Origin of the sequence: Streptomonospora alba, from assembly GCF_000826685.1 — a bacterium.
GTDB classification, from domain to species: domain Bacteria; phylum Actinomycetota; class Actinomycetes; order Streptosporangiales; family Streptosporangiaceae; genus Streptomonospora; species Streptomonospora alba.
In genome coordinates, this window is the sequence record NZ_JROO01000067.1 from 1 (window position 1) to 21,442 (window position 21,442).

At 72.2% G+C, this 21,442-nt stretch carries 19 protein-coding genes; 8 read left to right on the top strand and 11 right to left on the bottom strand.

The genetic code is table 11. The features are described 5' to 3' along the window. The first annotated feature begins 206 nt into the window (after positions 1-206). Positions 207-728 carry a GNAT family N-acetyltransferase gene (locus LP52_RS24880; protein WP_040276855.1) on the top strand — a complete coding sequence of 174 codons (522 nt, stop codon included), beginning with the start codon at positions 207-209 and terminating at the stop codon, positions 726-728. A gap of 12 nt (positions 729-740) precedes the next feature. On the opposite strand, the gene LP52_RS24885 is transcribed toward LP52_RS24880, so the two are convergent. From LP52_RS24885 to LP52_RS24905, 5 genes are all read right to left on the bottom strand, one after another. After that, positions 741-1,499 (bottom strand): hypothetical protein, encoded by a 759-nt coding sequence (locus tag LP52_RS24885; RefSeq protein ID WP_040276856.1) that lies wholly within the window; start codon positions 1,497-1,499, stop codon positions 741-743. A gap of 83 nt (positions 1,500-1,582) precedes the next feature. Further along, on the bottom strand, positions 1,583-2,371 hold the full coding sequence (locus LP52_RS24890) for a MerR family transcriptional regulator (RefSeq protein ID WP_238581084.1): 789 nt from the start codon (positions 2,369-2,371) through the stop codon (positions 1,583-1,585). Between the two features lie 65 nt (positions 2,372-2,436). Continuing rightward, entirely contained in the window at positions 2,437-3,015 is a 579-nt protein-coding gene (locus LP52_RS24895; protein WP_040276858.1) for a regulatory protein RecX, read from the bottom strand. Then, a complete protein-coding gene (gene recA / locus LP52_RS24900; protein ID WP_084723477.1) occupies positions 3,008-4,267 on the bottom strand; it encodes a recombinase RecA in 1,260 nt (419 codons plus the stop codon). Before recA ends, LP52_RS24895 begins: the two co-directional genes overlap by 8 nt. 373 nt (positions 4,268-4,640) lie before the next feature. Then, positions 4,641-4,835, bottom strand: a complete 195-nt coding sequence (locus tag LP52_RS24905; protein WP_040276859.1) for a DUF3046 domain-containing protein — start codon at positions 4,833-4,835, stop codon at positions 4,641-4,643. Positions 4,836-4,990: 155 nt separating this feature from the next. On the opposite strand from LP52_RS24905, the gene LP52_RS24910 reads away from it, so the two are divergent. Together LP52_RS24910 and LP52_RS24915 are read left to right on the top strand one after the other, a co-directional pair. Then, the gene (locus LP52_RS24910) at positions 4,991-9,766 is read left to right on the top strand and encodes an ATP-dependent helicase (protein ID WP_052810252.1); all 4,776 of its coding nucleotides are present in this window, start codon (positions 4,991-4,993) and stop codon (positions 9,764-9,766) included. 213 nt (positions 9,767-9,979) lie between these two features. Then, on the top strand, positions 9,980-10,504 hold the full coding sequence (locus tag LP52_RS24915) for a GNAT family N-acetyltransferase (RefSeq protein WP_238581085.1): 525 nt from the start codon (positions 9,980-9,982) through the stop codon (positions 10,502-10,504). A 103-nt stretch (positions 10,505-10,607) separates the two neighbouring features. Here the strand turns inward: LP52_RS24915 and LP52_RS24920 are convergent, their stop codons facing one another. Continuing rightward, positions 10,608-11,822: an ROK family transcriptional regulator gene (locus tag LP52_RS24920; protein ID WP_040276860.1), complete on the bottom strand. Its 1,215-nt coding sequence runs from the start codon at positions 11,820-11,822 to the stop codon at positions 10,608-10,610. Positions 11,823-12,080: 258 nt separating this feature from the next. Between LP52_RS24920 and LP52_RS24925 the strand changes: the two genes are divergently transcribed. The 5 genes from LP52_RS24925 to LP52_RS24945 all read left to right on the top strand — a co-directional run bounded on the left by LP52_RS24925 (position 12,081) and on the right by LP52_RS24945 (position 17,533). Continuing rightward, on the top strand, positions 12,081-13,367 hold the full coding sequence (locus LP52_RS24925; RefSeq protein WP_040276861.1) for an extracellular solute-binding protein: 1,287 nt from the start codon (positions 12,081-12,083) through the stop codon (positions 13,365-13,367). A gap of 86 nt (positions 13,368-13,453) precedes the next feature. Beyond that, complete coding sequence (locus tag LP52_RS24930; RefSeq protein WP_040276862.1) at positions 13,454-14,452, top strand: carbohydrate ABC transporter permease; 999 nt, start codon at positions 13,454-13,456, stop codon at positions 14,450-14,452. Next, positions 14,449-15,369 (top strand): carbohydrate ABC transporter permease, encoded by a 921-nt coding sequence (locus LP52_RS24935; RefSeq protein WP_084723478.1) that lies wholly within the window; start codon positions 14,449-14,451, stop codon positions 15,367-15,369. Before LP52_RS24930 ends, LP52_RS24935 begins: the two co-directional genes overlap by 4 nt. A gap of 95 nt (positions 15,370-15,464) precedes the next feature. Beyond that, the gene (locus LP52_RS24940) at positions 15,465-16,916 is read left to right on the top strand and encodes a glycoside hydrolase family 3 protein (protein ID WP_040276863.1); all 1,452 of its coding nucleotides are present in this window, start codon (positions 15,465-15,467) and stop codon (positions 16,914-16,916) included. 164 nt (positions 16,917-17,080) lie between these two features. After that, on the top strand, positions 17,081-17,533 hold the full coding sequence (locus LP52_RS24945) for an RrF2 family transcriptional regulator (protein WP_040276864.1): 453 nt from the start codon (positions 17,081-17,083) through the stop codon (positions 17,531-17,533). Between the two features lie 66 nt (positions 17,534-17,599). On the opposite strand, the gene LP52_RS24950 is transcribed toward LP52_RS24945, so the two are convergent. From LP52_RS24950 to rimO, 5 genes are all read right to left on the bottom strand, one after another. Beyond that, on the bottom strand, positions 17,600-18,067 hold the full coding sequence (locus LP52_RS24950; RefSeq protein WP_040276873.1) for a Dps family protein: 468 nt from the start codon (positions 18,065-18,067) through the stop codon (positions 17,600-17,602). A gap of 272 nt (positions 18,068-18,339) precedes the next feature. Next, on the bottom strand, positions 18,340-18,699 hold the full coding sequence (locus LP52_RS24955) for a helix-turn-helix domain-containing protein (RefSeq protein WP_040276865.1): 360 nt from the start codon (positions 18,697-18,699) through the stop codon (positions 18,340-18,342). A gap of 158 nt (positions 18,700-18,857) precedes the next feature. Next, complete coding sequence (locus tag LP52_RS24960; protein WP_040276866.1) at positions 18,858-19,370, bottom strand: CinA family protein; 513 nt, start codon at positions 19,368-19,370, stop codon at positions 18,858-18,860. Then, positions 19,367-19,963, bottom strand: a complete 597-nt coding sequence (pgsA, locus tag LP52_RS24965) for a CDP-diacylglycerol--glycerol-3-phosphate 3-phosphatidyltransferase (protein WP_040276867.1) — start codon at positions 19,961-19,963, stop codon at positions 19,367-19,369. Before pgsA ends, LP52_RS24960 begins: the two co-directional genes overlap by 4 nt. Beyond that, the gene (gene rimO / locus LP52_RS24970) at positions 19,960-21,405 is read right to left on the bottom strand and encodes a 30S ribosomal protein S12 methylthiotransferase RimO (RefSeq protein WP_040276868.1); all 1,446 of its coding nucleotides are present in this window, start codon (positions 21,403-21,405) and stop codon (positions 19,960-19,962) included. Before rimO ends, pgsA begins: the two co-directional genes overlap by 4 nt. Positions 21,406-21,442 lie beyond the last annotated feature (37 nt).

Consider the following 21,442-nt stretch of genomic DNA (forward strand, 5'->3'; position numbering starts at 1 on the left):
CCGGCCCGGTAGAGCACAGCCCCGGCGCATCCGCGAAGCTCCCCTGGCGGCCCACCGCGTGCACCGCCGCCGGCGGCACCGCGACCGAAGCGCCCGCCCACGCCGCTCCCGCTACGCTGCCCGAGGTCGCAGACGACGCCCCCGGCCGCAACCGCCCGGCGCGGCCTGCCCGGCCCCGACACCACACCCAGGGAAAGGAACCAGCGATGCCCACGACGCGGCTCGTCACCCCCGAGGACGCCCCGGAACTGGCGGAGCTGCTACGGCGCAACCGCACGTTCCTCGCACCATGGGAACCCGAGCGCGACGACGCCTACTTCACCGCCGCGACCCAGCGCGTCCTCCTCGAACGCGCCCTCGCCGAACACGCCGGCGACCGCATGCTCCCTCTAGCCGTCCTCGACGACGCCGACCGCATCGCCGGCCGCATCACCGTCAACGACATCGTCCGCGGAGCCTTCCTGTCCGCCGCCATCGGCTACTGGGTCGCCGAATCCCACAACGGCCGCGGCCTGGCCACCAAAGCCGTCGCCGAAACCCTGCAGACCGCCTTCACCGACCTCGGCCTGCACCGGCTCCAAGCCGCGACCCTGCCGCACAACACCGCCTCGCAGCGCGTCCTGCTGCGCAACGGCTTCACCGCCTTCGGCAGGGCGCCGCAGTACCTGCGCATCGCCGGCGAATGGCAGGAACACATCCTCTACCAGGCCCTCAACCCGGAACCGTAGTCAGCGGGCGCATCACGGAGCGAGGGGATCATCCGGCTCCGGATCCCCCTCCTCGCCGACCTCGGCGATCCGCTCGGCCAGGCCCTCCGAGACCCGCGTCGCGATGCTCAGCGGCGCATCACGCACCGTAGGCCCGCCGGCGTCGAAGGACCGGACCCGCACCACGACATTGCGGACCCGAAAATGCGCCGTGGCGTGGGTACGCCCGCGCTCCGTCGGGGTCCAGTCACCGTAATCCGAGGCCAACCCCGGCGGCGGCTCGTACAGGGCGACGAACCCGCCGTCGCCGGCCTCGATCTCCTCCACCTCGACCGCGTTGAACGGCCGCTGCTCATCGGCCCCCGACCGCAGCTCGTCCGCGCCCCCGCGGCGACCGGCGATCCGATCCTCCGCGCCGCTGTAGTCCCAGGGTTCCGAACCCGGATCCAGCACCGCGAACACCACCGTGAGGGTATTGCCCTCCGTGTCCCCGCACGCGAGTTCGCCTTCCGAGGGCACCTCCCACTCCCCGGGCTCCAGTTCCGCCAACCGCACCCCCTCGTCCAGATGCAACGACGAGACGAACTCCTCGGTGAACAGCTCCTCGCACCCGCCCACATCCTCGAACGGCTCCCCCGCGGGGAGGACCACCGAAGCCGCCAGCACGGCCGCCACAGCCGCGACCACACCGCCGACGACCGCCGGGACCTTGTAGCGGGCGACCACCCCGCCGGAGGAATCGGCGGCGGAGCCGCCGGCGGACCGGTCACTCTCGTCGGGCATTTCGGACACGAACCGACTCCTCGGCTGGGGGCAGGGGGACTGTGCAGGCGCGGAACCGCACCGAAAGGCCTTTGTATCCCCCTCCGCCGCGACTATGCCGAGGCCCCCGCCTCATCACCCGACAGAAACCGGTACAGCAGCGCCGCGCCCTCGAGCATCGCCCGCGCCCGCCGGTCGTGCGAGGCACGGCGCTCCCCGATCGCCGCGCGCAGCGCCCCCGTACCCCCCGTACGCCGCAGCTCGTCCAGCACCGGCCGGATCCGGTCGAACGAATAGCCACCCTGCCGCAGCATGCGCACGATCCGCGCGTCGCGCACCTCCTCGGGCCCGTAACTGCGATACCGGGTGCCCGCCTCACGCGACGGCGACACCAGCCCGGCCGCCTCCCACACCCGCAACGCCGACGCCCGCACCCCCAACCGCGCCGCGAGCTCGCCCACCCGCAGTGCGGGACCCGGCTCCGGGCGGCCGCCGGCGTAGGGCTCAGCCGCCTCCCCCACCGCACCGCTCACCGCATCGGCCGCCACGCGCTGATCGTGGAGATCCGCATGACCCTCGTCCACCAACCGCAACGCCAGCGGCACGTCGCCGGCATGGACCGCACGCATGATCGCGTGCGCCCGCTCACCGCCGAACCCGGCGGCCAGCGCCCGAAAGGCCAGCAGCGCTCGCAGGTGCCCCCTGTCGTAGACGCGGTATCCCGCCTCCGTCCGCCGCACCGGCGGCAGCACACCCGCCGCCTCGTGATTGCGGACCTGCTGGGTGGAAACCCCTGCCTGCCGCGCCAGATCCACCGTGCGCAACCTCGCCACCGGCAACTCCCCGGCTTCCTCTCCACACCGGCCGCACGATGCGCCGACCGATACCGCCCAGGGCGGCACCCACCACCCTGCCGGACACCGCTGGGGTACCGGGCACCGCTCACCGCGGCACCACCCCTCTCCCCCTACTCCGTATCGGGCTCGGGCAGCTCCACCCCGGCGCCCTCGGCCTCCAACTCCTCGCGGACCACCCGATACGCCAGACCGGCCGAGTACCCCTTGCGCGCCAGCATCGCCAAAGCCCGGCGCGCCCGCGCCGTGGAATCCTGCATGCGCGACGCGGCGAGCTTGCGCCGCGCCAGCCTGCGCGCCGTTTCCTCCTCCTGGTCAGGGCTGAGCTCCTCGACGGCGTCGCGGACCGTCTCGTCGTCCACCCCGCGCCGCCGCAGCTCGGCCGCCAGCGCCTTGCGCCCCAGACCGCGCCCGGCATGCCGGGAGTCGACCCAGGCTTCAGCGAAGGCGGCGTCGTCGATCAACCCCACCTCGCTGAAGCGCCCCAGCACCCCTTCGGCCACCTCGTCGTCGACCCCGCGCTGCCGCAGCGCCTGGGCGAGCTGAGCCCGCGTCCGCGGAGCCGAGGTCAGCAGGCGCAGGCAGATGCCGCGCGCCTTGGCCTCGGGATCCTCCCCGTCAGCGGACCCGCCCGCCCGGGGGCCGGGCTCGGCGGCGCCATCGTCCTCGAAAGTCTCGCCCCGATCAGGCATCCGCGGGCGGGGTGGACTCGGTGCTGTTCGCCGCCTGGGCCGACGCGTCGGTCGAAGCGGCGGCGTCGCCGTCCTTGACCGCAGGGCTCTCCTTGACCGCGGGGCTCTCCTTGGCGCCCGACGCCTTGGCGCTGGACTCCTTCGCAGCGGACTTCTTCGCCCCCGCGCCCTTGGTACCGGCCGGCTTCGAGTCGCCGGGCTTGGTGTCGGCGGCCTTGGCGTCGGAAGCCGCAGCGGACGCGGCGGAGTCGTCGCCGCCGCCGGGCACGCCCAGCTTCTCCTTGATCTTCTTCTCGATCTCGTTGGACATGTCGACGTTCTCGCGCAGGAAGTTGCGAGCGTTCTCCTTGCCCTGGCCGAGCTGCGTGCCCTCGTAGGTGTACCAGGCACCCGACTTGCGCACGACGCCCTGCTCCACCCCGAGGTCGATCAGCCCGCCCTCGCGGGAGATGCCGACGCCGTAGAGGATGTCGAACTCCGCCTGCTTGAACGGCGGCGCCACCTTGTTCTTCACGACCTTGGCCCGAGTCCGGTTCCCGACGGCGTCGGTCCCGTCCTTCAGCGTCTCGATCCGCCGCACGTCCAGCCGCACCGACGAATAGAACTTCAGCGCCTTGCCGCCGGTGGTGGTCTCAGGTGAGCCGAACATGACACCGACCTTTTCGCGAAGTTGGTTGATGAAAATCGCGGTTGTCCCGGTCTGGTGCAATGCGCCCGCGATTTTGCGGAGGGCCTGGGACATCAATCGGGCCTGCAGGCCGACGTGGCTGTCACCCATCTCGCCCTCGATCTCCGCGCGCGGCACCAGGGCGGCCACGGAGTCCACGACCAAGACGGACACGGCGCCCGAACGGATCAGCATGTCCGTGATCTCCAGCGCCTGCTCCCCCGTGTCAGGCTGGGAAAGCAGCAGATCGTCGGTGTTCACACCGATCTTCTTCGCGTAATCGGGGTCCAGCGCGTGCTCGGCGTCGATGAATGCGGCGATTCCGCCGTTCTTCTGAGCACTGGCCACCGCATGCAAAGCCACGGTAGTCTTTCCGCTACTCTCCGGTCCGAATATCTCCACAATACGGCCCCGCGGAATTCCTCCGATTCCCAGGGCGATGTCGAGGGAGATGGATCCGGAGGGGAAGGATTCGATCGGTGGGCGGTCGTCATCGCCGAGGCGCATGACGGAGCCCTTGCCGAATTGGCGCTCGATCTGTGCGAGCGCGGTTTCGAGAGCTTTCTCTCGATCAGCAGCAGCCACGGGAAACCCCTGTTGGGTCGACGTCTTCTTGTTCATCTTGGGTGTGACGCTACGCGGCGGTGAGGACAAACCTCGACCGCGTCGGCGCGCCTGTGGACGAGTGCGGGGCGGCCGCGGGATCGGGTCCGGCGGCCGCCGGGGACGTGTCCACTCGCAGACGCCCGCCCGAGGGGCGTCGTGGTCCGCCGGAGGCCGATTCGGCACCTGGTCGGCCCCGGATACAGCGCAAGCCTACCCGAACCTCTGTTCGACCGCCTGCCGTCCCCGGTAACCCGGGCGCGCCTCTCGAAGCGGCGGGCGGCCGCGGCGCGGCGTGCCCTCCGCCCTGCTTCGTCCCTGGTCGGCGGGACCGTGCCGAGCGGTCGGCGCATGGTCAGCGTGCGGCGGCGGGCAGGTCGAACTCCTCGCAGACGGCCCGCCACACCTCCTTGGCGCCGATGCCGTCGGCCAGCGCCTGTTCGACGGTGCGGGAGCCGAGCGCCTCGATGACGTGGTCGCGCGCCAGGCTTTCGGCGTAGGCCTCGCCGAACTGCTCGTGCATGCGCTCCCAGAAGTGCGAAAGTCTCATCGCTTCCAGTATCGGCCGCCCCGGCCAGTGCTGTCACCTCCGCGGACGCGGCTTGGGGACGACCCGGGCCGTCCGAGGCCGGTCCTGGGACGGTGCGGCGCGGGGTGCGGCCGAATCTGCTCGGTTTCGTCGCTACCGCGTTGCAGACTGGGCACATGTCCTCGGTAGGCGCTTCCGGCTCCAGCGGCTCCGATCCCGTCGAGGGCGGCGATCCGCTGGGCCGCTTCACTCAGGCGACGCGCACGTGGTTCGAGCAGGCTTTCCCGTCGGGGCCCACGCCGGCGCAGACGGGGGCGTGGGAGGCGGTCTCGCGGGGTGAGAACGCGCTGGTCGTGGCGCCCACGGGGTCGGGCAAGACGCTGTCGGCGTTCCTGTGGGCGCTGGACGGCCTGGCGTCGCGCCCGGTGCCCGAGGAGCGGGTGCGGCGGTGCCGGGTGCTGTATGTCTCTCCGCTGAAGGCGCTGGCGGCCGATATCGAGCGCAATCTGCGTGCGCCGCTGTCGGGGATCCGGCGGGCGGCGGAGGCGGCCGGGCTGGACGTCGCGGAGCCCTCGGTGGGGGTGCGCACCGGCGACACTCCGGCGGATCAGCGGCGCAGGCTGGCGACGTCGCCCCCCGACATCCTGATCACCACGCCGGAGTCGCTGTTTCTGGTGCTGACCTCGCAGGCCCGTGCGGGGCTGGCGGGTGTCGAGACGGTGATCGTCGACGAGGTGCACGCGCTGGCGGGCACGAAGCGCGGTGCGCATCTGGCGCTGAGTCTGGAGCGGTTGGACGCGCTGCTGGAGGCTCCGGCGCAGCGGATCGGGCTGTCGGCGACGGTGCGTCCTCCGGAGGAGGTGGCGGCGTTTCTCGGCGGGCCGCGTCCGGCGTCGGTGGTGGCGCCGCCGCAGACGCCGTCGCTGGAGGTGCGGATCGTGGTGCCGGTCGAGGACTTGACGGAGCTGGAGGCGTCGGTGTCGGCGGGGAGGTCGAACGATCGGGCGTCGAAGGCGCGCACGTCGATCTGGCCGCATGTCGAGGAGCGGGTGCTGGATCTGGTGGAGGAGCACCGGTCGTCGATCGTGTTCTGCAATTCGCGGCGGGTGGCCGAGCGGTTGTGTGCGCGGTTGAACGAGTTGGGCGACGAGCGGCGTGCGCTCGGCGGGGGTGCTCGGGGCGGGTCCGGAGGTTCGGCCGGGGGTGCGGCCGCGCCCGGTGCGTCTTCCCCCGTGCCGGGCGGGTCGCCGGGGGGTTCGCGGTTGTCGCCGGCGGAGGTGATGGCCGAGGCGGGCCAGACCTATGGGGCTGAGGCGGGGGTGGTGGCGCGGGCGCACCACGGTTCGGTGTCCAAGGACGAGCGTGCGGTGATCGAGGCGGATCTGAAGGCGGGGCGGCTGCCGTGTGTGGTGGCCACGTCCAGTCTTGAGCTGGGCATCGACATGGGTGCTGTGGATCTGGTGGTGCAGGTGGAGTCGCCGCCGTCGGTGGCGAGCGGTTTGCAGCGGGTGGGGCGTGCGGGCCACAACGTGGGCGACGTTTCGCGGGGGGTGGTGTTCCCGAAGTTCCGGGGGGATCTGCTGGCGGCGTCGGTGGTGGTCGAGCGGATGCGTTCGGGGCGCATCGAGGAGCTGCGGATGCCGCGGAGTCCGCTGGATGTGCTGGCGCAGCAGGTGGTGGCGATGGCGGCGATGGACGAGTGGGAGGTGGCGCGGCTGGGGGCGGTGGTGCGGCGGGCGGCGCCGTTCGCGTCCCTGCCGGATTCGGCGCTGTCGGGCGTGCTGGACATGGTGTCGGGGCGCTATCCCTCGGACGAGTTCGCGGAGTTGCGGCCGCGGGTGGTGTGGGATCGCGATGGGGGCGGTCCGGCTTCGGGCGGGGTGGTGTCGGGGCGTCCGGGTGCGCAGCGGTTGGCGGTGACCAGCGGCGGGACGATTCCGGATCGGGGCATGTATGCGGTGCATCTGGCTGCGGGCGGTGGCGGTGCGCCGTCGCGGGTGGGTGAGCTGGATGAGGAGATGGTCTACGAGTCGCGGGTGGGCGACGTGTTCGTGCTGGGGGCGAGTGCGTGGCGGATCGAGTCGATCACCGCTGACCGGGTGATGGTTTCGCCTGCGCCGGGGCGTCCGGGGCGGTTGCCGTTCTGGAAGGCCGATGCGCTGGGGCGTCCGGCGGAGCTGGGTCGGGCGATCGGGGCGATGGCGCGGGAGTTGCGGGGGGCTGAGCGGCCTGCGGCGGTGGAGCGGGCGCGTGCTGCGGGGTTGGACGAGTGGGGTGCGGCCAATCTCGTGGATTACCTGGGTGAGCAGGAGGAGTCGACGGGGTGGGTGCCCGACGACCGCACGATCGTGGTGGAGCGGTTCCGCGACGAGTTGGGTGATTGGCGTGCGGTGGTGCATTCGCCGCTGGGTGCGCGGGTGCATGCGCCGTGGGCGCTGGTGGTGGGCGCGCGGTTGCGGGCGCGCTACGGGGTGGATGCGCAGGTGGTGCACGGCGACGACGGGATCGTGGTGCGGCTGCCGGATGTCGAGGAGGAGGGCGGTTCGGGGGCGGCGGGGCGGCCTCGGGGCGGGGTGGCGGAGTCGCTGGTGGTGGCGCCCGATGAGGTCGAGGACGCGGTCACGGCGGAGTTGGGCGGTTCGGCGCTGTTCGCGGCGCGGTTTCGGGAGTGTGCGGCGCGGGCGTTGCTGCTGCCGCGGCGGCGCCCTGGGCGGCGGATGCCGTTGTGGCAGCAGCGGCAGCGTTCGGCGCAGTTGTTGTCGGTGGCGGGGCGGTTCGGGTCGTTTCCGATCGTGTTGGAGGCGGCGCGGGAGTGCCTTCGTGATGTGTTCGACGTGGACGGGTTGGCGTCGTTGATGGCCGATGTGCGGGCGCGTCGTGTGCGGGTGGTGGAGGTGGAGACGCGGCGTGCGTCGCCGTTCGCGCAGTCGCTGCTGATGGGGTACACGGCGGCGTTCATGTATGAGGGCGACGCGCCTGCGGCGGAGTTGCGGGCGCAGGCGCTGACGTTGGATTCGCAGTTGCTGGCGGAGCTGCTGGGGCATGCGGATCTGCGGGAGCTGCTGGACGGCGATGTCGTGGCCGAGTACGAGGCCGAGTTGCAGCGTCTGGCGCCGCAGCGGCGGGCGGATCCGGAGGCGGGGCGCGAGGGGGCGGCGGATCTGCTGCGTGAGTTGGGGCCGCTGAGTGTGGCGGAGGCGGGTGAGCGCGGGGTCGCTGCGGGGTCGTTGGAGGAGTTGGGGCGTGCCGGGCGCGCGGTCGCGGTGCGTATGGCCGGTGCGTGGCGGTGGGCGGCGGTGGAGGACGCGGCGCGGTTGCGCGACGGTGCGGGGGTGGCGCTGCCGGAGTGGTTGGCGGGTTCGTCGGGCCGAGCTGAGGGGGCGTTCGCGGGGACGGCGGAGGCGTTCGCTGTGGCGGTGGAGGATCCGCTGGGGGATCTGGTGTCGCGGTATGCGCGTACGCACGGTCCGTTCACGGTGGGTGCGGTTGCGGCGCGGTTGGGGGTGGACCGCGGCGCTGTGGTGGAGGTGCTGCGGCGTCTGGCGGGGTCGGGGCGGGTGGTCGAGGGGGAGTTCCGGCCGGGCGGTCAGGGCACGGAGTGGTGTGACGCCGATGTGCTGCGGGTGGTGCGGCGGCGGTCGGTGGCGCGGTTGCGGCGCGAGGTGGAGCCGGTGCCGCAGCGGGCGCTGGGGCGGTTCGTTCCCGCGTGGCAGCGCGTGGGCGGAGGTCGGCGGTCGAGTGGTGCCGACGGGGTGTTCGCGGCTGTGGAGTCGCTGCGTGGCGCGCCGGTGCCGGCGTCGGCGTTGGAGTCGTTGGTGCTGCCGGCGCGGGTGGAGGGGTATGCGCCGGCGCTGCTGGACGAGTTGACGCATGCGGGCGAGGTGCTGTGGGCGGGTGCGGGTCCGTTGGCGGGTAACGACGGGTGGGTGTGCCTGGTCCCGGCGGATGAGGCGGAGGTGCTGCTGCCGGAGCCGGCCGAGGAGGGGGCCGGGACCTCGGCGGCGCATGCGGGGGTCGTGGCGGCGCTGCGTGAGGGCGGTGCGTTGTTCTTCCGGGACGTCGCCGACCGTGTGGTGGCGGCGCAGGGCGCGGCGTCGGTGTCGGATGCGGCGGTGGTGGCGGCGCTGTGGGATCTGGTGTGGGCGGGTCGGGTGGGCAACGATTCGCTGTCGGGGCTGCGTGCGTTGCTGGGTGCGGGCGGGACGGCGCATCGGAGCCGGTCGCGGCGGCCGGTGCTGCCGAGTCGGACGGGGCCTCCGACGGCGGCGGGGCGGTGGTGGCTGCTGCCGGAGCGTGAGCCGGAGGCGACGCGGCGGTTGACGGCGGGGGTGTCGGCGCTGCTGGACCGCTACGGGGTGGTGACGCGCGGTTCGGTGGTGGCTGAGCAGGTGCGGCGCGGGGATCGCCGTTCGGGCGGGCGCGGCGCGGGCGGTTTCAGTGCGGTGTATCCGGTGCTGCGGGGTTTCGAGGATTCGGGGCGGGCGCGGCGGGGGTACTTCGTCGAGGGGTTGGGGGCGGCGCAGTTCGCGCTGCCGGGTGCGGTGGATCGGCTGCGGTCGCTGGTCGGCGGGGGCGCGGGCGGCCGGGAGGCTCCGGTGGTGCTGGCGGCGGCGGATCCGGCGAACGTCTACGGTGCGGCGCTGCCGTGGCCGGCGGGTGCGGAGTCGGCGGGGCGGCCGGGCCGCAAGGCGGGTGCGCTGGTGGTGCTGGACGACGGTGCGCCGACGCTGTATCTGGAGCGGGGCGGGCGTTCGGCGCTGACGTTCGGGTCGGGCGGTGCGGAGTTGGAGCGGGCGGCGCGGGCGTTGGCGGAGTCGGTGCGCGGTGGCGGTGTGGAGTCGCTGACGGTGCAGCGCTGCGACGGCGGTGAGGTGTTCGGTACGCCGTTGGAGGCGGCGCTGCTGGGTGCGGGGTTCCATGCCACGCCGAAGGCGCTGCGGCTGCGGCGGTGATACGGGGATGTGCAGGGCTTCTCCGGCGCCCGGCGGTGCTGGAGGTGCAGGGGCGGGGGTGCGGGAGGCGCCCTGCCGGCGGTCGGGCGGGCGGCTCCGGCTTTTCGGGAACCCGCCGTGGCGTCGGGGATATCGGCTCGCGCGGCAGATCGGCCGGGGAGCAGGATGGGGTCTGTTCCCTACTGCCGGTTCCGCCTGTTGTGAGGTCCGCCGATGTCTGCCGACGCTGCTGCCGTGCCGATCCGGGTGATGCGCGAGGAGGATGTCGACGCCGCGGCCGCGGTGAGCCTGGCGGCCGGTGGGATGTTCGCCGAGGCGGGGCTGGTGCTGCCGCCGGACGACCCGTGGGCGATGCTGCGACAGGCGCGCTGGGTGCTCGTGGCCGGCGAGCCGGTGCGGGGGTTGGCCGCGGTGGGCGTGCTGGACGGGGCGGCGCATCTGGAGGAGCTGGCGGTGCGTCCTGAGCACGGGCGGCGTGGCGTGGGCGGCGCGCTGCTGGAGGCGGCCTGCGAGCGGGCTGGCGCGGAGGGTTTCGCCGTGATGACGTTGACGACCTTCCGCGACGTGGCGTGGAACGCGCCGTGGTATGGGCGGCGCGGCTTCTGCGCGCTTGCGCGGGCCGAGTGGGGACCGGGGCTGCGGGCGCAGCGGCGGCGGGAGGAGGCGGCGGGTATCGCCGTGGCGCCGCGGATCGCGATGCGCCGCCGCCTGGGCTCGGGTCCGCCGGTAGGGGGCTGATCGCCGGGGGCGGGGCCGGCCGTGGCGTGTGGCGCGGGCACGCCTTCGTCTTGGCCCGCCTTCGCCCGTTCCGGCCGAGCCGTCCGCCCCGCCCGGTGCGGCTTCACTCGACGGTGGATTCGAAGACGTCTTCGCGGGCGTGCTGCAGTGCTGACAGGAGGGCGCCGCGCAGGACGGGTGACTGGACGCGGCCGACGCTGACCTGGGGTGCGTTGGGTCCGATGCGGGCGGTGGCGCGGGCGACGCGCTGGGCGAGGTCGTCGCCGCCGCTTTCGGCGACCTCGCCGCCGAGGACGACGAGTCCGGGGTCCAGGACCACGCATACCGCGGCGACACCGCGGGCGATGCGTTCGGCGAGCGCGTCGAGGAAGCCTTCTCCCGCGTCTCGGGCTTCGGCGGCGGCGGTGAGGACGTCGCCGACGGTTTTGCCGGTGAAGCCGTGGGATTCCCCGAGTGTGACGATCTCCTGGGCGCCGACGAGGGCTTGGAAGCCGTGGGCGATGGTGGGTCGTTCGCCGGTGCGGCTCAGCGACTGGTAGCCGCCGGGCAGGCCGACGTCGCCGGGCAGGGGTGCGCCGGGGACGGGCAGGTAGCCGATTTCGCCGGCGCCTCCGGTGGTGCCCCAGTGGATGCGGTCGTCGAGGACGACGGCCATGCCGACGCCGCCGCCTCCGCCGAGCCAGATGAGGGCGAAGTCGGAGGCGTCCTCGCCGGCGCCTTCGGCGTGTTCTGCGCGGGCGGCGAGGTTGACGTCGTTTTCGATGCGGACGATGGGGCCGAGGTCGTTGCGCAGGGTGTGGAAGGCGTCCTCGAGCCAGCTGTGCAGGTCGAAGGAGAAGCGCACGGCTCCGGTGCGGGGGTCGACGACGCCGGGGGTGCCGATGGTGCAGGCGCTGAGGTGGTCGAGGGGGACTTCGCAGGTGCTCAGCAGGCGCATGACGGCGCCGCTGACCTGGTCGACGGGGTTGTGGGTGTCGGTGGGGTCGAGGGTGAATTCGCCGGTCACCTGGCCGGTGATGTCGGCGATGGCGCCGGTGACCTCGGAGGCGCGGATGTCGAGGGCCAGGGCGTAGGCGCTGGAGGGCACGACGGCGTAGAGGGCGGCGTTGGGGCCGCGTCCGCCGGCTTGGCTGCCGACGACGTGGACGAGTCGGCGTTCTTCCAGGCGGGCGAGCAGCTGGGAGGCGGTGACCTTGGACAGGCCGGTCTCCTGGCCGAGTTGGGTGCGGGTGAGCGGGCCCGACGCGAGCAGGAGCTCCAAGGCGGCCCGGTCGTTGAGCTGGCGCAGTAGGCGCGGAGTCCCCGGACGTCGAGACATAACCGTGACACCCCGTTCTCTATTCATTAGGAAAGTTTCTTGTTAGTTTAACGCCCAATCCGCGAGAGGCGCGCACCGGGCGCCTGCCGCAGTCCCTGCCGGGACAGAGCCGAGCAGGGCGGGGGTTCGCACACCCGCTATCCCAGCACACTCCGACCGACGACGAAGCCCGCATCGCGCTTGCAGCCGACCCAGAGATGTCCGGGGGCGTCTACTCGACGCAGCGTCGCGCGGCAACGCGTGAAGGGAGAGACCAGTATGAGATCCCTGAAGGCCGCAGCCTTTTCGACGGCGGTACTGCTCGCCGCCACCGCCTGTGGCGGAGGCGGTTCCGAGGGCGGCGCATCCGAGGCTCCCGACAGCCTGACCGTGTGGGTCATGGGCACCGCCCAGGACCCCGTCAAGAAGTACTTCGACACCGTTGAGAAGCGCTACCAGCAGGACTACCCCGACACCTCGGTGGAGGTGGAGTTCGTCCCCTGGGCCGACGCCCAGCAGTCCATCAACAACGCGCTGGCCGGCGGCGACGCCCCCGACGTGCTGGAGGTCGGCAACGACCAGGTCGCCAACTGGGCCTCCCAGGGAGCGATCATGGACATCTCCTCCCGCACCGACGAGTGGGGCGCGGTGTCCGACATGGACCAGGCCGCGGTCGAGTACGGCGCCTACGACGGCTCGCAGTACGCCATCCCGTGGTTCGCGGGTGTGCGCACTCTCTACTACCGCGCCGACTGGCTGAAGGACCTGGGCATGGATCCTCCCCAGACCTGGGAGGAGCTGGTCGAGGTCGCCACGGCGATCGAGGAGGAGCAGGACGTGCCGGGCTTCGCCGCCCCCACCGACTTCACCAACGGCATCGCCAGCTTCATCTGGAGCAACGGCGGCGAGATCGCGGTGCAGCAGCAAGGCGAGTGGCAGGGCGAGCTCACCTCGCCCGAGACCCAGGAGGCCATCGAGTTCTACGCCGGGCTGACCTCCGAGGAGAACATCTCCCCGCAGGCCTACGTCGGCGAGAACGAGCTGGTGCCGCTGGCCGACATGGCCAACAGCGAGGTTGGCATGTACATCGACGGGGGCTGGGCGCTGACCTCCATGGAGGAGCAGGCCGAGGACCCCGCGGTGCTGGAGGAGATCAAGGCGGCGCCCATCCCCGGCGCCGACGGCCCCGCCCCGGCCTTCGCCGGCGGCTCGGCGCTGACCCTGTTCGCCACCGCCGAGCACCCCGACGCCGCCTGGGACCTGCTCACGGTCATGGGCGACAAGAAGGGCGGCAAGGCCTACGCCGACGCAGCGGGCTACTTCCCCGCCTACCCCGAGATGCTCGACGACGAGTCCTACCAGTCCGACCCGCTCAAGGCGGCATCCGCCGAGCAGATGAAGAACACCCAGTTCTTCCCGGCCACGCCGAACTGGAACGCGGCAGACCAGGACGGCAAGATCCTGCCCGGCGCCGTGCTGGACATCGTCAAGGGCGAGGACGCCGACAAGGTCTTGGAAGAGGCGAACAAGGAGCTGACCGAAACGCTGAACAAGCCGGTCGCCTGACCCCCTTTCGGCCCTCTCGGTGAACGCCGGGGCGGCGGACGCCTCCCCTCCCGCCGCCCCGGCTCCGACCTGATTGCGAAGTCCCCATGGCATCAACCGCCGAAGCGGTGCGGGAGCAGACCCCGCCCCAGCCGCCGCCCGTCGGGGGCGGCGGGCCCGGCAAGCCGCGCCGCCGCCGCTCCCTGCCCACGCCCTACCTGCTGATCGCCCCGGCCCTGGTCATCCTGACCCTGGTGCTGGTGTGGCCGGTGGTGCAGATGGTGTGGAACTCCCTGCACGACTACACGGTCCGCAATCTGCTGCCCAACGCGCCCGCGCCGGAGTGGAACGGCTTCGCGCACTACCGCCGGCTGCTGAGCGACCCGGAGTTCTGGACCATCCTGCGCAACACCGTGGTCGTGTGCGTGCTGATGGTGGGCACCACGATGGTGCTGGGCACCCTGATCGGCATCCTGCTGCACAAGCTGCCGCGCTGGTTCTCGATGGTGGTGTCGGTGGGCATGATGCTCGCCTGGGCCACCCCGGCCATCAGCGCCTCTCTGGTGTTCCGCTGGCTGTTCCTGCCCGAGCGGGGCCTGGTCAACGTGGCGCTTGACCGGCTGCCCGACTGGCTGGTGGGCGGCGGCTGGCTGAACTACAACTGGTTCCTGGAGCCGCTCTCGCTGTTCAGCGTGCTGATCGCGGTGATCGTGTGGCAGTCGTTCCCGTTCATCGCCGTTTCGGTGCTGGCCGGACTCAAGAGCATCCCGCACGAGCTGTACGAGGCCGCACGGGTCGACGGCGCCGGCGGTTGGCGCGCGTTCTGGAACGTCACCTTCCCGATGCTGCGCCCGCTGTTCGCGCTGCTGATGGTGCTGCAGATCATCTGGGACCTGCGGGTGTTCACCCAGCTCTACATCCTGGCCAACAGCTTCCAGAACAAGTCGGTCTACCTGCTCTCGTACTACATCTACCAGCAGGGGTTCTCGTCCAGCCCGGCCAACTACGGCATGGGCTCGGCGATCGCCGTGGTGATGACCGTGATGATCCTGGCCGTCACCGCCTACTACCTGCGCATCATGATCCGCCAGGGGGAGACCCGATGACCGCGACCGCGACCGCCGCCTCCGCTCCCCCGCGCCGCCGGCGCCGCGCCCCCGCCGGGGTGCTGCTGCGCAGGGCCGGCCTCTACGCCGCCGGCGCCGCGGTGTTCCTGTTCTCGGTGTTCCCCGTCTACTGGATGGTGGCCACCGCGTTCAAACCGGTCGGCGAGATCTTCTCCAAGAACACCCGGCTGTTTCCGGAGACGCTGACGCTGGAGCACTTCGACCGGGTGCTCAACGACGAGTTGATCCCCGGCGTGAACTTCTGGGAGTTCCTGGTCAACAGCCTGATCGTGACGCTGGGCTCGGTGGCGGCCGGCGCGGTGCTGTCGCTGCTGGCGGCCGTGGCGGTGGCCAGGTTCCGCTTCCGGATGCGCGGCGCCTTCATCATCCTGCTGATGGTGATCCAGATGGTGCCCGCCGAGGCGCTGATCATCTCGATCTTCATCAACTTCCGCCGCTTCCAGGACGCCAGCGGCCTGCAGATGCTGGGCAACCTCTCGGGCATCCTCATCGTCTACACCGCCGTCGCGCTGCCGATCACGATCATGATGCTGCGCGGCTTCGTGGCGTCGGTGCCGCGGGAACTGGAGGAGGCCGCGGCCATCGACGGCGCGAGCCCGTGGACGGTGTTCTGGCGGATCCTGATGCCGCTGGTGGCGCCGGGCCTGGTGGCCGCGAGCATCTTCGCCTTCATCACCGCGTGGAACGAGTTCATCGTCGCGCTGACGTTCCTGGGCCGCAGCACCGAGGAGTACACGCTGCCGCTGTCGCTGTCCTACTACTTCGGCCGCTTCGGCACCGAGTGGGGAGCGATCATGGCCGCCTCCACGTTGCTGACCCTGCCGGTGATGGCGTTCTTCCTGTTCGTCCAGCGCCGCATGGTGTCGGGTCTGACCATGGGCGCGGTCAAGGGCTGAGTCCCGCCCCTTCCCCTCCGCCGTCCGGCGCCGCACTCGGCGCGGCGCCGGACGGCCGCGTGCCCGCACCGCCTTCATCCGTGAACGGAGTCCCCATGCCCGCTGATCCGCACCTGGATCGCCTGGCCAACGCCACACTGCTGGTGCCCTTCGAGTCCTACGAGGCGCCGCGGTGGGTGCTCGACGGCCTCGCCGGCGGGATGGCCGGCGTCTGCCTGTTCCACAACAACATCGCCGGCACCGAGCAGGTGGAGAGGCTCAACGCCCGCCTGGCCGAGGCCGCCGAGGCGCCGCTGATCGCCCTGGACGAGGAGGGCGGCGACGTCACCCGCATCGCACAGCGCCACGGCAGCGGCTACCCGGGCAACGCGGCGCTGGGCGCGGTCGACGACGCCGACCTGACGCGGGCGGTGCACCTGTCGCTGGGCGCGCAGCTGCGCGGGTTGGGCTTCAGCCTGGACCTGGCGCCTTCGGCCGACGTCAACACCGTCGCCGAGAACCCCGGGATCGGCACGCGCTCCTTCGGCGCCGACGCCGGTCTGGTGGCCCGCCACACCGCGGCCGCGGTCGCCGGGTTGCAGGAGGGCGGCGTGGCGGCCTGCGCCAAGCACTTCCCCGGCCACGGCGCCACCCACCAGGACTCCCACCTGGAGCTGCCGGTCGTGGAGGCCGACCGCGAGCTGCTGTTCCAGCGGGAGCTGCGGCCGTTCCGGGCGGCCGTGGAGGCCGGTGTGCAAAGTGTGCTGACCGCCCACATCCGGCTGCCCGAGCTGGGGCTGACCGGGCCGGCGACGCTGGCGCCCAGCGTGGTCTCGGGGCTGCTGCGCACCGAGCTGGGGTTCGAGGGCACCGTACTCACCGACGCGCTGGAGATGGAGGGGGTCAGCGCCCGCATCGGCATGCCCGAGGCGGCGGTGCAGGCGCTGATCGCCGGGTGCGACCTGCTGTGCCTGGGCCGGTTCGTCTACGCCGAGCGGGTGGAGGCCATCCGCTCGGCCATCACCGATGCGGTGGCCCAGGGGCGGCTGAGCGGCGAGCGGCTGGAGGAGGCGGCTGAGCGCACCGCGCGGTTGCGCCGGTGGACGGCGGGCCGGCCCGCCGCGGCGTTCGCCGAGGGCATCGGTCTGGACTCGGCGCGGCGGGCGGTGCGTGTCGACGGTGAGCTGGGGGCGCTGCGCGACCCGGTGGTGGTGGAGCTGGACGCGCCCGCCGGCATCGCGGTGGGCGAGGTGCCGTGGGGGCTTTCGCCGTGGTTCAGCGCCGCGCGGCGGCTGGATCCGGCGTCGGCGCGCCCGCAGGAGGTGCTGGAGGCGGCGCGGGGCCGCGACCTGGTCGTGGTGGTGCGCGATGCCCACCGCCACTCCCAGACCCGGGCGCTGGTGGCCGAGCTGTGCCGGCAGCGTCCGGAGCTGGTGGTGGTGGAGATGGGCCTGCCGGCGTGGCGGCCCCAGTGCCGGGTGCACATCAGCACCTACGGGGCGGGGCGGGTCAACGGGCAGAGCGCGGCCGAAGTGCTGGGGGCGCCCGCCGGCGCGTCGGTAGGGTGAAGGGGGCGGGCGCGGGTGACGCACCCGCGGGCGGGGCGCCGCAGCGAGTGCTCCGCGGTCCAGTTCCGCCGAGGAGACGTATCTGATGCAGCTCATCACCGCCTGCCCGCCACACCCGGTCCCCGCTGGCGCGCCGACTCCGGCTTTCGCGGCATAATCGCAGCATGCGCCTTTCTGCCCGGGTCGACTACGCGTTGCGTGCCGCAGCCGAGCTCGCCGCCGCCAGCGGCGGCCCGGTGACGGCCGAACAGCTGGCGCGCTCCCAGGCCATCCCCGGAAAGTTCCTGGAGAACATCCTCACGCAGCTGCGCCGCGCGGGCCTGGTGCGCAGCCAGCGCGGACCGGTGGGCGGTTACTGGCTGGCCCGCTCCCCCGCCGACATCTCGCTGGCCGATGTGATCCGGGCGGTGGACGGCCCGCTGGCCAACGTCCGCGGGGAGCGCCCCGAGCACGTCGACTACGAGGGCGCCGCACGCAGCCTGCAGCAGGTGTGGATCGCGCTGCGGGCCAGTGAGCGCTCCATCCTGGAGAGCGTGACCCTGGAGGACGTCTCGACCGGCCGGTTGCCGCCGACGGTGCGGACGCTGTCGGAGGACCCCGACGCCTGGGCGAGCTGAGGCGAACAAAGGCATGCCCCCGCTGCGGTACGGCGGGGGCATGGCGGCGGCGCCGGCGGCGCGGCCTCAGCGCATCGCCTCGAACATCCAGTGCTGCTGCTCCAGGTCCTGGGCCGCGGCGATGAGCTCGTCCTGGCTGACCTCGTCGGATTCCTCGGTGGTGGCGATGCGCTCGCGGAAGCGCGACACCATCCCGGCGAGGGCGTCGGTGATCACGGCGATCACCTTGTCGTCCTGCAGGTAACCGGGGTCGGGCTGGGCGTTGCGGGTGTCGCCGGCGACCTTGGTCGAACGGCCGTCGGGGTTGACGCCGATGGCGACGGCCCGCTCCGCCAGCACGTCGGTGTGCTTGCGCGCCACGTCGACGAGTTCGTCCAGCTGCAGGTGGACCGAGCGGAACGAGCGCCCGATCACGTTCCAGTGGCACTGCTTGGCCAGCAGCGAGAGGTCGATGAGGTCCACGACCGATGCCTGCAGCACCTCGCCGGTGGTCTTGCGGGCGCTGTCCTCAAGCGGTCCGTGAATCTTCGGCATGTCGATCATCCCCCGATGTGGCGTGTGGTGTCTCCACATTCCGCCGCTGCCCTGCGGGGCGGAGGAGAAAACACCGATGCGACGATCGCCACCCACTCCGTTCCCTGTGACCTGGGGTTCCAGGTGAGCGACGGTGGACGCCGCGTGGCACGACCGCCCCGGCGGGGCCGGGCGGGTGCGAAAAGGCGCCGACCGCGGACTTCGCGATCGGCGCCTTCGCCGTTGATGCGCCGTGGGGCCACGGTGCGGTGGATTCAGGGGTCAGGCGGGTGTCACACACCCACCATGTCGACGACATCGGGAACACGGTCGGGTACCGGGTCGATGCCGAGGTGCTCGGGGGAGGGAACGGAGTCGGCCGGAACCGATCCGCTGAGCAGCGCGGCCTCCTGCAGCTCGGCGAGAGCCAGCTGGTCGGCGACGTCGCGCAACACCTGGGAGAGCGGCACACCCAGGGCACCGCAGATCGAGGAGAGCAGTTCGGAGGAGGCCTCCTTCTGCCCGCGTTCGACCTCGGAGAGATACCCCAATGACACCCGTGCATCGGCCGACACCTCGCGGAGGGTGCGGCCCTGTCGCTGCCTCAATCGCCGTAGCACGTCACCAGTCAGGTGACGAAGCAGGACCATCATTCGCGCTCCCTCCCACCGGTAGCGACCTTCATGAAAAACACCGTACCTGTCTCTAGCCCGATCGTCGCACCTCACGGCTTCCTGTTCGCTGCAGGGATAACACGATCTTGATGACGGTTTGTTCCCTGGAATCGGCCATCGGAACTGCCTCGGACCCGTTATCTGCCCGTGATAGCAGCCACTTCGGCGCCGAGCAAGAGGAGCGCCTGTTCAGTGGTCTGGGCACGGATCGCCGCGCGGTCGCCCGAAAACGAGAACCCGCTCACACGCACGCCGCCCCCGGGGCCGCAGACGGCGGCGAAGACGGTGCCGGCGCTGCGGCCGTCCTGGGGGTCGGGTCCGGCCACGCCGGTCACGGCGAGCCCGTAGTCGGCCGCCAGATGGCTGCGGACGCCCTCGGCCATGGCTCCGGCGACGTCGGGGTCGACGGCGCCGCGCTCGCCGAGCAGTTCGCGGGGTACGCCCAGCAGCCCGGTCTTGAGGTCGGTGGCATAAGCCACGGCGCCGCCGCGGTAGACGGCCGAGGCGCCGGGGACGCTGGTGACGGACGCCCCGATCAGCCCGCCGGTCAGCGACTCGGCGGTGGCGAGGGTGGCGCCGGCCGCCTCCAGCGCCCGCAGCGCCTCGGCGGCCGCCCGGGCGCCGGGAAGCGCACCGCTGCCCCGGCTCATCCGGCTGCGGGTCCCCGAGTGCGGTCGCCGCGCTGCCGCACCGCTTGGAACACGTAGTCGCCGCCGGTCCACAGGGTCACCGCCAGGGCGGCGGCCATGGCGACGTGGGCGAGCATGTGCAGCGGGTCGGGCAGCGGAAACAGATAGATCGCGATCGCCACGACCTGCAGCACGGTCTTGAGCTTGCCGCCGCGGCTGGCGGGGATCACACCGTGGCGGATCACCGCGAAGCGCAGCACGGTGATGCCCAGTTCGCGCACCAGGATGGCGATGGTGACCCACCACCACAGTTCGCCGAGCATGGACAGCGCGATCAGCGCGGCGCCGGTCAGCGCCTTGTCGGCGATGGGGTCGGCGACCTTGCCGAAGTCGGTCACCAGGTTGCGCCGCCGGGCGATCTCGCCGTCGACGCGGTCGGTGACGGCGGCGACGACGAACAGCGCGAAGGCCGCGAACCGCCAGGCCGGGTGGTCCAGGAACAGGAAGAGCACGAACAGCGGGACCATCACCAGCCGGCTGGCGGTGAGGATGTTGGCGATGTTCCACAGCGGCACGTGGCCGGGCGTGGAGGCGGCGGAGTCGTCGGTACTCATCGCGGAGCCGGAGCGTCGGCGGTCTCGGCGACCAGGTCGGCGCCCGTCGCCTCGGTGACGGTGGCGCTGACGAGATCGCCGACGGCCAGATTCGAGCCGTGCACGACGGTGCTGCCGTCGACCTCGGGCGCCTGGTGGGCGGCGCGGCCCTCGTAGGCGCCGTCACCCAGTTCGGCCTCGATGAGGACCTGCACGGTGGAGCCGACGCGCTCCTCGGACCGTTGCGCCATCAGTTCCTCCGCGAGCCGGTTGAGCCCTTCGACCCGCTCGGCGACGGTCTCCTCGGCCAGCTTGCCCTCGAACTCGGCGGCCTCGGTCCCGTCTTCGTCGGAGTAGCCGAAGACGCCCACGGCGTCCAGCCGCGCCTCCTCCAGGAAGGCGGTCAGCTCGGCGAGGTCGTCCTCGGTCTCGCCGGGGAACCCGACGATGAAGTTGGAGCGCACGCCGGCCTCGGGGGCGCGCTCGCGCACTGTGGCCAGCAGCTCCAGGAAGCGCTCGCGCGAGCCGAAGCGGCGCATCCGGCGCAGCAGCGGGCCGCTGGCGTGCTGGAAGGACAGGTCGAAGTAGGGCACCACGCCGGGGGTGGAGGTGAGCACGTCGATGAGCTCGGGCCGCATCTCGGCGGGCTGCAGGTAGCTGACGCGGACCCGCTCGATGCCCTCGACCGCGGCGAGCCGCGGCAGCAGCCCTTCCATGGCGCGCAGGTCGCCCAGGTCCTTGCCGTAGGAGGTGGAGTTCTCGCTGACCAGGAACAGTTCGCGCACGCCTTGGCCGCTCAGCCACTCGGCTTCGCGTACGACGTCGTCGGGGCTGCGGGAGATGTAGGCGCCCCGGAAGGCGGGGATGGCGCAGAAGGTGCACCGGCGGTCGCACCCGGAAGCGATCTTGAGGTTGGCGACCGGTCCCCCGGTGAGACGTCGGCGCGGGATGCGCGGACCCGAGGCCGGGGCCACGCCGTCGGGCAGCGGCTCCACGGAGTCGAAGTACGCGTGGCCGGGCACGTGGGCCTGCCGGCCCGCGGGCCGCTCGACCGGTGAGATCGGCAGCAGGGTGCGGCGGTCGCGGGGCTGGTGCGGGGTCAGACTGCGGCCGGCGAGGACGTCGTCGAGGCGCTCGGAGATCCCGGCGTAGTCGTCGAACCCGATGACCTCGGCCTCGGGCAGCGCCTCGGACAGCTCGGAACCGTAGCGCTCGGCCATGCAGCCGGCGGCGACCACCTTGGCGCCGTCCTCGGCCGAGGCGAGCAGTGTGTCGATGGAGTCCTGCTTGGCCGCGTCGATGAACCCGCAGGTGTTGACGACCACGACGTCGGCCTTCTCACCGTCGTCGGAGTCGACGAGATCCCACCCCTGGGATTCGAGGCGTCCGGCGAGCTCTTCGGAGTCGACCTCGTTCCTGGCGCAGCCGAGGGTGACGAGCGAGACTTTGCGGCGCGTTGACATGGCTTCCAAGGTTAGGGGAGCGGTTCACGGGCGGCGG